Genomic DNA, 12,616 nt, shown 5'->3' with positions numbered 1-12,616 from the left:
TGTTTATTTTAAATTGCTAGCCACTTTAATCAAGATTCATAATTTAATAATCAAAAAGCAAACCACATCATTTAACAAAGGAGTTCATTATGGATTTGCATTTGGAAGGCAAAGTTTTCATCGTAACAGGTGGATTCAAGGGCATTGGTAAGGGCATTACGCTTCAGCTTGCACAAGAGGGCGCAATTCCAGTAGTTATTAACCGCGCCGATCCTGCAGAAGAGACATTCCGCAAGGATATTGAGCAATATACAAAGAACTACGATGTTTATCTTCTCGACTTAAACGACACGGACGAGATTGCACCAATTATTGAAGAAACCTACAAGAAGTATGGTCATATTGACGGCATTGTAAATAACGCTGGCGTTAACGACAACAAGGATTTGGAATCCACTTCTTGGCGCGACTTCGAGAAGTCGATTCACGGAAACCTCACTCACTACTACGAGACTGTTCACGCTGCTGTAAAGTACTTAAAGGAAAGCCACGGCGCTGTTGTGAATATTTCTTCTAAGACTGCTCTAACCGGCCAGGGCAAGACCAGTGCCTACGCTGCTGCAAAGGGCGGAATCTTAGGCTTGACTCGCGAATGGGCTGCAGCACTTATTCATGACCGCGTGCGCGTAAACGCGATTGTTGTCTCCGAATGCTGGACCCCACTGTATGCCGATTGGATTAAGACCTTTGGCGACGAAGCAGCTCAGCAGGCTCGTTTGAAGGTTATTACCGACAAGATTCCTCTGGAGAACCGCATGACTACCACGGAAGAGATTGGAAACGAAGCCGCATTCCTGCTTTCGGATCGCTCTTCGCACACCACCGGTCAGTGGGTATTCGTTGATGGCGGCTACGTGCATCTTGATCGCGCTTTGTCTTAAATCACAAATGCAAATTTAAGATTCGGTGCAATTTAACTAGTCGATGGTGCGCAATGCAAAATGTGTGCTTGCGCACCATTGCACAAAATCATTTAAGAACTTAAAATCTTAAACTCTTTGAATTATTCTCACACGGGAGTGACGATGACTACAAAAGAAAACGACAACGTGGTTGTTAACAATAACAAAAGTAGCTCAAAAACTATAATTGCCATTGTATTGGTAACATCTTTGTTCTTCGTATGGGGTTTGACCATGAATTTGGTCAATGCTCTTAATTCCCCATTTGGACATTACTTAAATCTAAACAACACAGAAGCAGCGCTGCTTCAGGTTGCATACTTTGGCGCATACTTTGTAATGGCTATTCCTGCAGGTTTAATCGCAAAGCGCTTTGGGTACAAGGGCGGCGTAATTAGCGGTCTTGCACTCTTTGCAATCGGCGCATTTGCTGTAATTCCTGCAACCGCTACAGCAAGCTATGTTATGTTCCTTATAGCAATGTTTATTATTGCTCTTGGTGCTGCAACTTTGGAAACAAACTGCAACCCATACATTACAAAGCTTGGCGACGAAAAGGGCGAATCCTTTAGAATCAACATGGCACAAAGCTTTAACGGCGTTGGCAGCATTGTTGGCCCGCTTATTCTTGGCAACATTATTGGTAAAACCGTTAAGCAAGGCGAACCAGGATTTGAATTTGCTAAGTCGAAGTTCCTTAGCGATACTCGCATGATTTACATTGTTATTGGAATTGTTCTTATTGCGGTTATTGCAATCTTCTTCTGCTTTAAGCTTCCTACACCTCCAGGAGATGTTGAGGCAGATCAAGGAAATAAGGGCGATTCTTCATTCTTGCATCTTGTTAAGAAGCCATACTTTACACTTGGCGTTATTGCAGAATTTGTATTTGTAGGCCTTCAGGTTGTTGGAATGGCAATGTTCTCATCGTTTGCTCTTAAGCATTGGGGTGCTGGAGTAACAACTGGTATTGCGGCGTCTATGCTTGCAATCGTTTCCTTAATGTTTACTCTTGGTCGCTTTATTACAACGCCTCTTATGACAAAGTTTGATAGCGATAAGATTCTTGGAATCTACATGGTTTTGAGCGCAGTGCTTATGTTTGTAGCATTCCTTGGACTCGGCAAGATTTCTGTAGTGGCCTACATTATCTCCTACCTGTTTGTGTCTATTGGATTCCCAACCGTGTTCTCACTTACCTTAAAGGGAATTCATGGCTCTGCTGCAAAGACTGGCTCTTCCGCTTTGATTATGAGCGTTGTTGGCGCAGCTATAATCCCACTATTCCTTGGATTTGTACAAGATTTTGCTGGCATTGAGGTTGCAGTACTGCTCACCGTTCCAGGATTCTTGTATGTAGCTTGGTACGCATTGTGGGGTTCCAAGATTGGTCTTGTAGAAGCTAAGTGATTTGCAAATAACTACAAAGTCTTTATTTGAAAGTCTTTAGAAAGTCTTTAAAAAGTCTTTAGAAAGGAAAGTTTATTATGTCTCAACTTCGTATTTTAGATTCCCACTTTCATATTTGGGATCCAACAAAGCAAGTCTTGCCTTGGCTAGATGGCTTAGACAAGCTAAACCACACTTTTACTCTAGAGCAGCTAGAAAAAGAATATGCGGATTTGGGTGTTGACTTCCTCGGCGGCGTATACGTTGAGGTTGATGCTGCAGACCATGAGCTAGAAGATAGGCTTATTGGAGAAAATCCTAATCCTAAGATTCTTGCTAAAATGCTTAGAGTTACGTTGGATCCGTTTATGCGCGTGCCAATTCATGCAACTGGCATTCGCGAGCCTCTTCACATTCCAAGCGAGCCACGCGGCCGCTGCCTAGAGCCTTCATTTATTGGTGGCCTTAAGGCAATGGCAAAGAAGGGCATGCCTTTTGAGCTTTGCAATCGTGGCGAAGAACTTGGCGATATGGCTAAAGCTTTTGAGCAAGTTCCAGAAGTTACTGTTGTTCTAAACCATTTGGGCAATGTTCCAGGATTAGACGAGGATTCCTGCGCTGCTTTGCGTGCGTTTGCAAAGCTTCCACACAGCTATATTAAGATTTCTGGAGATAATCCAGTAAATCCAGATATTGTTAAGTTTGTAAAAGACACATTTAGCCCTGATCGCCTACTCTTTAGCTCTAATTGGCCAGTTGTTAAGTTGAATTCTTCGCTTAAGCAGCATCTTGACTTAATGGTGGAGCTTTTCGGCGACGACGAAGATTTCTTTATGAATAATGCAAAGAAGGCGTATGGTATTAAACTGTAATTAATTATGTTATTTGAATAGTCGATTTTAATAGTCGATTTTAGTAATCATTGCTTATGGGGTGTAAGATTTTGCCAGTTAAAGTCTTATGCCCCATAATTCAATACACAAAATAATTAAATAAAAGGACGAATTTTATGACTACTTCTAATAGCGCAAAGCTCGACTTGCATGCTTTTAAGGGCGTTTTTTGCCCATCAATAACTGTAAGCAAAGATGACGGAAGCATTGACTACGACTTATGGGCAAAGCACTTAGACCATCTGATTGATGCTGGGATTAATGGCATATTGATTTTTGGCAGCATTGGCGAGTTCTACGCATATCCGCTTAGCGTAAAAAAGGAAGCTGCTAAGTTTGCTATTGAACACGTTAATCACAGAGTTCCAGTTCTTATAGGCGTTGGAAACACAAATCTTAACGAAGTACTTGACTTTACTAAGTTTGCGCAAAGTTGCGGAGCAGACGCTGTTGTAGCTGTGTCTCCATACTACTTTGGACCAACTGCACAAACCGCAGAACACTACTTTGGCGCAATTGCGAGCGCAACTAGCTTGCCTGTTATTCTATACAACTTCCCTGCTCGAACTGGCAGCGATTTAACACCAAGCTTAGTTGCAAATCTTGCTGAAAAATACCCGAATATTGTTGGTATTAAAGACACGGTAGATACTATAAGCCATACTCGCGCAATGATTGAAGAAACTAGACGCGTAAACCCAGATTTTGTTGTTTTCTCTGGTTTTGACGAGTACTACACTCCTAACAGGATTGCTGGAGGAAATGGCGTGATTTGTGGACTTACTAATGTAGAGCCAGAAACTTTTGCAGCTTTGCATAAAGCGTATGAGGCTGGCGACTTTGCGCATCTTATTGAATGTGCTAAAAGAATTAGCCATTTGATGGCAGTTTACAATACTACCGACTTGTTTATTTCTGCGATTAAAGCTGCTGTAAATCTTAAGGGATTGCCAATTAGCACGCTTGTTCGCGAGCCTGCAAGTCAAGTTAATAGCGAGCAAATCGAAACAATTCGTGCGCTGCTTAAGTAACTAAGTCACTCGCAATAAATCAAGAATAAAAAGAATAAACCCGCACAACGTTAAGAAGTGCGGGTTTGTTTTGTGTTGACTTACGTTGATTTATGCTACGTAAGTTGCATCGCGAATGCTACTTTGTGTAGCGCTCGAAATCTTCTGCAGTATTCACTTGAACGCGCTGCTTAATAATGGACAAAATCCACTCTTTAGCTTGTGCAACTGGAACACCGTTCAATTGGCTACCATCGCGGAATCGGAAGCTCACAGCATTGTTGTTCACATCCTCTTCGCCAGCAATCAAAGTGAAAGGCACTTTAGACTTGGAAGCGTTACGAATCTTCTTGCCAAAGCGATCGTCGGAGCTATCCATTTCGCAACGAACCATATTCTCTTCCAAATCGCTAATAAACTTTTGCAAGTGCGGAGCGAACTCGTCTGCAACAGGAACGCCAGTCACTTGAACTGGAGCCAACCATGCTGGGAACGCGCCTGCATAATGCTCAAGCAAAATAGCAAAGAAGCGCTCAATAGAGCCAAAGAGTGCGCGGTGAATCATTACAGGGCGCTGGTGACTACCGTCAGCCGCAATGTACTCCAACTTAAAACGCTCAGGCAAGTTGAAGTCGAGCTGAATAGTAGAAACCTGCCAAGTGCGGCCGATTGCATCGCGAGCTTGCACAGAAATCTTAGGTCCGTAGAATGCAGCTCCGCCTGGATCATCCACAAGTTCCAAACCAGACTCTTTAGCGACTTCTGCCAAAGTGTTTGTTGCTTCTTCCCAAATCTCGTCGGAACCAACGAACTTGTGCTCATCCTTAGTGGAAAGCTCCAAGTAGAAGTCGTTCAAACCGAAGTCTTTAAGAAGACCAAGTACAAAGTTAAGCAAGCTCTTTAACTCATCGCGCATTTGCTCGCGAGTGCAGTAAATGTGCGAATCATCTTGAGTCAATCCACGCACGCGAGTTAAGCCATGCACAACGCCAGACTTTTCGTAGCGATACACGGTACCAAACTCAAACAAGCGCAAAGGAAGCTCGCGGTACGAACGCTGGCGAGACTTAAAGATCAAGTTATGCATTGGGCAGTTCATTGGCTTCAAGTAGTAGTCAGCACCCTGGCGAGTTACATTGCCATTCTCGTCGCGCTCTTCGTCAAGCTTCATTGGAGGATACATGCCATCCTTGTACCACTGCAAGTGGCCAGAAGTCTCGTACAATCCGCCCTTAGTAATGTGCGGAGTTTGCACAAAGCTGTAATGATGCTTTCTGTGCTGTTCGCGCGAATAATCTTCCATTGCGTTAATAATCGCAGCACCCTTTGGATGGAACACTGCCAAGCCTGGGCCAATCTCGTCTGGGAACGAGAACAAATCCATCTCTTGACCAAGCTTACGATGATCGCGCTTAGCAGCCTCTTCCATGCGACTTGTGTAAGCCTTAAGCTCTTCCTTGCTAGGCCACGCAGTTCCGTAAATGCGCTGAAGCATAGGATTATGCTCCGAACCGCGCCAGTAAGCTGCAGCTACACGCTCAAGCTTAAAAGCCTTAATATAACGCGTATTTGGCAAATGAGGTCCGCGGCACAAATCGCTCCAAACTTTATTGCCTTCGCGATCCAAATTGTCGTACATGCTAAGCTCGTGCTTGCTGATTTCGCCAGCAGCCGCAGGATCAAGAGCCGCTTCCTTATCTCCAATCAACTCCAACTTATAAGGTTGATTTGCTTCTTCTTCGCGCGCTTCATCTTCTGTTACAACGCGGCGGCTAAAGCTTTGAGACTCTTTAATAATGCGCTGCATATGCTTTTCGATTTGCTTCAAATCGTCTGGCGTAAATGGAGTATCAACATCGAAATCATAGTAGAAGCCGTCTTTAATTACAGGACCTACGCCCAACTTTGCGTCTGGTCGAATTTCTTGAACAGCTTGAGCCATCACGTGAGTAGCGGAATGACGCATGATTGCGATGCCATCTTCACTATCAAGTGCTACTGATTCCACGGTATCGCCGTTATGAAGAGGCGTGTACAAATCACGCAACTCGCCATTTAAACGCACGGCAATAATATTCTTATCTTCCGCGAAAAGTTCAACGCCAGTGAAGCTTGCATCCACCTCCTTGCGTTCCTCGTCTACAGTGATGGAGATGGTATTTTCAGCCATAATTGTCCTTTTCTATCGGGGTCTTGCGTTACTAATGTGCAGACCTGGACTTGTGTGGCGTCGATAAACTTACGCGATTAAAACATAATAAAACGCGCAAAAAACGACGTCAATCGCACGCATTTTTCACGCGCAATTCTCTGTTACTCTAGAACAACAGAGCGACTTTTTAACAATGATTTTTTGCAAAAACCAGAATAAATCTCATGTATTTTCAAAAAGATACTTTCACTAAGCTTTACAACCAAAAAGAAGCATCCAGCGCAAATCGCGATAGTTCCGCCAGCAGAAAGTCTTAAAATCACAGCTAAGGCAAGTCCTAAAAGCGCTATAAAAATAGAAGACAATACGCACGCAAACACAAATTTGTTAATCGAACGCATTCTGCTCTTTAGTGCTGCTGCAGGAGCTGCGATTAAAGATACCGAAACAACAGTTCCAACAGCTGGAATAATTACCGAAACTGTAATGATTATTAGCGCAAGAACAATTCCTTGCATTAATCCGCTTCTGCCGCCTAAAGCTTTGTAATTAGTGGAATCAAAAGAGCAATGAATCAAATTAGCACTATTAAAACTCCACAATCCTAGTGCAAGAGCAAATGCAATAATCGCAAAAATCACGTCTGCAGGAGTGCAATTAAGCAAAGATCCTGTTAAAAAACCCTCAATTCGCAATGGAAGCGGCGCAAACCACTTGTTCAAAAAGTAGCCGCTAGCAAAACCAACAGTAAGAGTTATTCCAGCAGAAGCTTGAGAAGATATGCCCTTTAGTTTAGAAAGAACATGCATCATAAAAGACAAAACAATACAAGCCAAAGCAGCGCCAATAAAAAGACCAATAGACAAAATGTTCTGGTCAATCGTATAAACAGATGTAACTACAACTCCGATTACAGCTCCTGGAAAAGCAGCGTGAGTTATAGACTCGGTGAAGAAAATACGCTGATTAAGCAAAGCCAAGGATCCAACAAAACCGCATAATGCTCCAACAGCGATTGCCTCTACAATAGGAAGAGCGATAATTTGCCAAATACTTACCATTATTACTTTCCACCAGCCTCTATTGCACTAGACTTTTTCTTTTTAGAAAACTTTTTAGAAAATACTAGTGCGCATGTAACTCTGTATAAGAATCTTAAAATCAAAACGACTACGAACATTGCGCAAATACTTAGTGCCACTGCAGCTTGCGGAGAAACTGGATGATCAAGCTCCAAGTTCATAGCATACATGCCTAATAAAACGCCAAAAACACCAACCGCAACGCCAACAAACGCCATACGCCCAACAGTGCGCGCAACCAATCTTGCGCTAGCTCCAGGAATAACAAGGTATCCAATAACAAGAAGTACGCCAACAGCCGAAGATGCAGAAACTACAACAGACGCAATTGCAACGTTTAGCACAATATCTACAAGTAAAGTATTAACACCCATTAAAGGAGCACTAGCGCGGTCAAACGCAACAATAATCTGCTTCTTCCAAGTTAGCGCAAGCAATGCGATTGCAAATAAACAAATAAGCATGGCTTGAGTCATTCTATCGTCTGTAACATCTAGCAAGCGTCCAAACATAAGCGCTTCAAGCTGGCCAGACATATCTCCCTTTTTAAGAGATATTACGATTCCAAGCGCAAAAAATGTTGTTAAAACTGTTGCAATTATTGACTCGTTGATTTTTTGAGACCTAGATGCCCACACAAGAGCGGCGACCAAAAAAATTGCACAAACCGAAGCTCCTGGAATGATTTGCCCAATTCCTCCATATAACGCTCCGACTACGATTCCAGGAAAAATCCCGTGAACCAAAGCCTCCGCATTAAACTCGGCGCATCTTAAGTTAACAAACACACCAACTATTCCGCTAGCAACTGCAAGAACAATAAGAAGGCAGAAAGGCCTAAAAATGTAGGGAGCGGACGCAATAAAGTCAAATCCTGGTATTGGCTCGAGGATTTTGCGCAAAGACTCAACCAATTCAGCTAGCATTGGATTCGTCTCCTAAAGCAGAATCTAACGAAGCATCTAGCGAAGCATTTAGCGAATCATTTAACGAATCATCTTTGTTTGCTAATTGATTCAAAGTAAGACCCGCACTTGCAGCTGGCATACTTCCGCCATAAGCCAAAGATATGTTTTCTTTAGTCATGACTTTTCTAAGAGGCCCAAAAGCCACTTGACGACCAGCCAAAAGCAACGCTTTTTCGCAAATCGCGTCCGCGATTACCAAGTCGTGAGTAGACACAATAAACGAAATCCCCTCTTCTTTAGCGGACTTCATAATGTTTAGCAATTCTTTTCGATTCGGCTCGTCTAATCCGTTAAAAGGCTCGTCTAAAAGAATCAACGTAGGTCGCGCAACAATAGCGCGCGCAAGCAATATTCGCTGACGCTGGCCTCCAGAAAGATCACCAAATCTAACATCTGCTCTATCTAGCAAACCAACATGATTAAGAGCGCTCTCAACAGCTTCTTTCTGACTTTTTTTAAGCAAACCAAAAAATCCAGTTTGCCTACTTAAGCCCATTGCTACAACTTGACGAGCGGTGATTGGAAAAGTCAAATCCAAATCAACTTGTTGAGGAACATAGCCTATTGAAACCGTTTTCGGCATTGTTAAGCTTCCACTACTCACTCGCACAATACCAATAATCGCCTGCAAAAACGTTGTTTTTCCAGAACCGTTAGGCCCAATCAAAGCTAAAGCTTGCCCAGCTTCTACACTTCCGTTAAGACCAGTAACAACAGTTTTATAACCGTACGCTAAGTCGCAATCTTTCATTGCGAGAACGCTCTTATTCACTATAAATTAACCTTCTTGTAACTACTTTTGTAGTGATTTACAATTTTCCGCCACTTCTGTAGCTACCTATTAACTACTTTTTTAGCGCATCTTTTACAGATTCTGGAAGGTCTGGAACTTTTCCATCCCAAGCCTTAACAAGAGTCTGAACGTTGTGAACAATAGAACCAATATATGTCTCGCCAGCAGATCCAACAGGGCCAAGAGAATCGCCGTAAAGCGCATCGTCTCCAATAATCGCCTTTACGCCTGCAGCAGCAGCAACGGCCTTAATCGACTTGGAATTGTTGGAATTTTCGGCAAAGATTGCTACAGCACCAGACTTTTTAACAGCTTCTGCAGCTTCCTTAATATGATCTGCGGTTGCGTCTTGCTGGCTGTTAAAGTCGGAAAGCGCTGCGCCAATAAACTTAACGTTGTAATCGCGCGAGAAGTATCCAAATGCGTCGTGCGAAGTAAAGAGTACGCGATGCTCCTTTGGAACACTGTTCAAAGCCTCGGTAGCCCAAGAGTCTAAATCGGTAAGCGACTTAACGAACTTTTCAACATGCTCGTCGAAGATTGACTTGCTTTCTGGAAGAGCTTTGCCAAGGAAGTTACCAATATTCTTGACTTGAATCATAGTGTTCTTTGTGCTGGTCCAAATATGTGGATCGTACTGAAATTCTGGCTCCTTCTCGCCTTCTTCTGGTGGGAATGGCCACTTTTCGGCGTGAACCTTTTCAATACCGCGGTCAATCTTGTAAGGAAGATTCTTTTCTTTAGCAGCTTGCGCTTTGGAATCCTTAATTTCGTCGGCAGTAAGAATGCCAGAAGTTACACCCATTGTGCCCTTAAATCCAGTTGCTTTTACGGCCTGATCTAAGAAGTGCTCAAGATCTACTCCAGAAACAAGCATTAAATCTGCTTTAGAAAGCGCTTTGGATTGCGCTGGAGTCATCTCATGCTCGTGTGCAGATGCGTTTGGAGCAAGCAAGCATGTAAGGTTGATTGTTGACTTTGCTTTGTTTGCTGGCGCGCCAATTACAGACTTTTTGCCTTGAGAATCGGTTTTATTAAGGCTTAATCCAGATTTTGCATCTGCAGTGGATGCGATTTGAGTTACGTAATCGCAGATTTGCGTGGTTGTTGCAACTACGTTTACTTGATTGCCGTTAGTCTTTTGATCTGCTGTCTTAGCTGTTGATCCACATGCGCACAAGCCAACAGTTAGCAAAGCGGCGGTGGCTGCAGTGGCAAAAATTCGTGCAGTTTTCACTATTTTCCTTTCCGGAATCTATGAATTCACATTATTGAAATTCACATTATTGCGATTTTTCTTGTGTTTTCCTAAGCACTTTAACTTGTGCTATCTTTTTTAATCTTGTAATTAGGAAAGATTATCGTTAGCAATAACGCTTTAAGCATAGAGAAAATAAAAAGCTTGGTCAATAAAATCACAAAAAATTATCTGAATTTTTTATAAAACAGCGTGTCGCAATTTTTTTGTTTGATATAATGCGATTTTTCTTGTGATTTTCTTGCGATTTGCCAATAAATGATGTATAGGAACGCAAAATTGTCACTAATATCAAGCAACAATCGCACACAATCAACGATCGCACACAATCAACAATCGCATATATTCACTAGAATCGTAAATATGACTCCACTTCTAAACACAGCCAGTATAGATGTAAAAGATGCTAGCAAATGCTTAAAAAAACCAAACGAATCAAGCAACAAGTACTCTAGAGGCGTTCTTGGATTAGTAACAGGATCAAACGCATACCCAGGAGCGGCCGTTTTAAGCACAAAATCGGCAGCATACAGCAATATTGGCATGGTTCGCTACGCGGGGCCACTTAGAGCGCAAAATCTTGTTTTACAAGCAGTTCCAGAAGCCGTTGTTTCGGATTGCCTGCAAGGAAAAGTCAACGCTATAACTGTTGGATCTGGAATCCCAGATTATGAGCATTGCAATGATGATTCAACAAAATCGCAAAGAGACTATATTTTAAACTTGCTTAAACCATATAGCGCACATAGTGCAGAAAATCAAGAAAACACAAACCTACCACCCGTATGCGTAGACGCTGGAGCGCTTGATTTATTGCCTGAAAAAGTTTGTGAAAAAGTTGTTTTAACTCCTCATGCTTTAGAATTAAGCAAGCTATTAAAACGTTATAACCTTGATTTTAGCGCGGAAAATATTGCAAAAAATCCTGTAGAATTCGCTCAAAAAGCGGCAAATCTTACTGGAGCAACTGTTCTTCTTAAAGGATCTACAACTGTTGTTGCATCTGCAGAAAGTTTGAATTTGCCAATATTTACTTGCACATATGGCCCATCTTGGCTTGCGACCGCTGGGTCTGGAGATGTTCTTGCGGGTATTTTAGGCGCACTTCTTGCGCAGAATAATTGCGAACTAAATCAAAATGCAAACTACGCATTAATCGCAGCTAGCGCGGCTGTAATTCATGGATTGGCCGCAAAGTTGACTGCAAAGTCGTACGCAAAAAGTGTTTACAATCGCGAAAATTACGAAAATTACGAAAATCACGAAGATATTGAGCATCCAATAGTCGCAAGTAATATTATTGATGCATTGCCTTATGTTCTTGGATCTTTAATTAATCTTGATTAAAAGAAGAAAAGCGAAAGAAGAAAAATGACAAACACAAATATAAATGCAGATACAAATGCAAATAAAAACACAGAATCTGTTGAAATTCACGACGTAATGTTCGATTATTGCAAAGTTTTGCTCGAGTGGAATTGTAGGAATTGCTTGCAAAAACAGTTCCCAGATTTAGTAGACACGATTTGCCCTAATGGCACTTTTGGAAAAGACGATTTGGCTGGATTCTATGAGTTTGAAGATCGCATGGACGGCGGCGAACTATTAAAAGACCTTTTGCCAGAATACGAGAGGCGATTTGGCAAGGATCTTAGCAACGCTTTTCAATGGTATTGCGCACACTACGATCAAGTTCTTACACGCATGATGCCTGGAATGGTTGATTTGTTGCATGATTTGCGCAAAGCTGGCTACGGCGTTTGGGGATTGACTAACTGGTCTAAAGAAACTTTCCCACTAGCATTGCGTAAATTCCCAGAATTGAACACACTTTTGCAGGGTACGGTTATTTCTGGCGTTGAAAAATTGCATAAGCCACAGCCCGAGATTTTTGAGCTTGCTATGAGCAGATTTGGGTTAAAACCGCAAACAACTGTTTTCTTCGACGATAAGCCAGTAAATATCGATGGCGCGCATAACGTTGGAATGCATGGGTTTGTTTTTACTACAGCGCAAAAAGCTAGAGAGGATTTGGCATCGCTGGGCGTTAGATTATAAGCGCTAGATTGTAGGCGTTAGATTGTAAGTACTAGTTTGTAAGCACTAAGCCAAAGTCGCAAGTTTGTAGGCGTTAAATATAGGCGTTAATCGCAAGATTATAGGCGTTAG

General features: G+C 42.3%; 11 protein-coding genes. 6 read left to right on the top strand and 5 right to left on the bottom strand.

All coding sequences use genetic code 11. From position 1 onward, the window contains the following. Positions 1-89 precede the first annotated feature (89 nt). The 4 genes from NYP55_RS05580 (at position 90) to NYP55_RS05565 (ending at position 4,215) form a co-directional block, all read left to right on the top strand. The gene (locus NYP55_RS05580; RefSeq protein ID WP_016635378.1) at positions 90-881 is read left to right on the top strand and encodes an SDR family oxidoreductase; all 792 of its coding nucleotides are present in this window, start codon (positions 90-92) and stop codon (positions 879-881) included. Positions 882-1,025: 144 nt separating this feature from the next. After that, a complete protein-coding gene (locus tag NYP55_RS05575) occupies positions 1,026-2,312 on the top strand; it encodes an MFS transporter (RefSeq protein ID WP_004132838.1) in 1,287 nt (428 codons plus the stop codon). A 77-nt stretch (positions 2,313-2,389) separates the two neighbouring features. Beyond that, positions 2,390-3,163, top strand: a complete 774-nt coding sequence (locus NYP55_RS05570; protein WP_016829550.1) for an amidohydrolase family protein — start codon at positions 2,390-2,392, stop codon at positions 3,161-3,163. Positions 3,164-3,300: 137 nt separating this feature from the next. After that, positions 3,301-4,215, top strand: a complete 915-nt coding sequence (locus tag NYP55_RS05565; protein ID WP_248899108.1) for a dihydrodipicolinate synthase family protein — start codon at positions 3,301-3,303, stop codon at positions 4,213-4,215. Positions 4,216-4,333: 118 nt separating this feature from the next. Here the strand turns inward: NYP55_RS05565 and thrS are convergent, their stop codons facing one another. The 5 genes from thrS to NYP55_RS05540 all read right to left on the bottom strand — a co-directional run bounded on the left by thrS (position 4,334) and on the right by NYP55_RS05540 (position 10,426). Then, positions 4,334-6,364, bottom strand: coding sequence for a threonine--tRNA ligase (thrS, locus tag NYP55_RS05560; RefSeq protein ID WP_472781674.1), 2,031 nt, complete (start codon positions 6,362-6,364; stop codon positions 4,334-4,336). Between the two features lie 143 nt (positions 6,365-6,507). Next, a complete protein-coding gene (locus NYP55_RS05555) occupies positions 6,508-7,407 on the bottom strand; it encodes a metal ABC transporter permease (protein ID WP_020758592.1) in 900 nt (299 codons plus the stop codon). 2 nt (positions 7,408-7,409) lie between these two features. Further along, a complete protein-coding gene (locus NYP55_RS05550) occupies positions 7,410-8,354 on the bottom strand; it encodes a metal ABC transporter permease (protein ID WP_472781673.1) in 945 nt (314 codons plus the stop codon). Continuing rightward, the gene (locus NYP55_RS05545) at positions 8,344-9,147 is read right to left on the bottom strand and encodes a metal ABC transporter ATP-binding protein (protein WP_472781742.1); all 804 of its coding nucleotides are present in this window, start codon (positions 9,145-9,147) and stop codon (positions 8,344-8,346) included. Before NYP55_RS05545 ends, NYP55_RS05550 begins: the two co-directional genes overlap by 11 nt. Before the next feature lie 94 nt (positions 9,148-9,241). Next, entirely contained in the window at positions 9,242-10,426 is a 1,185-nt protein-coding gene (locus NYP55_RS05540) for a metal ABC transporter solute-binding protein, Zn/Mn family (protein WP_472781672.1), read from the bottom strand. A gap of 384 nt (positions 10,427-10,810) precedes the next feature. On the opposite strand from NYP55_RS05540, the gene NYP55_RS05535 reads away from it, so the two are divergent. Then, on the top strand, positions 10,811-11,794 hold the full coding sequence (locus NYP55_RS05535) for an ADP-dependent NAD(P)H-hydrate dehydratase (RefSeq protein WP_472781671.1): 984 nt from the start codon (positions 10,811-10,813) through the stop codon (positions 11,792-11,794). Positions 11,795-11,818: 24 nt separating this feature from the next. Beyond that, positions 11,819-12,505 carry an HAD family hydrolase gene (locus tag NYP55_RS05530; RefSeq protein ID WP_472781670.1) on the top strand — a complete coding sequence of 229 codons (687 nt, stop codon included), beginning with the start codon at positions 11,819-11,821 and terminating at the stop codon, positions 12,503-12,505. Positions 12,506-12,616: the final 111 nt, after the last annotated feature.

The sequence above is a fragment of the Gardnerella sp. c10Ua_31 genome (assembly GCF_055700915.1).
This window is presented reverse-complemented; position numbering and strand designations above follow the sequence as displayed.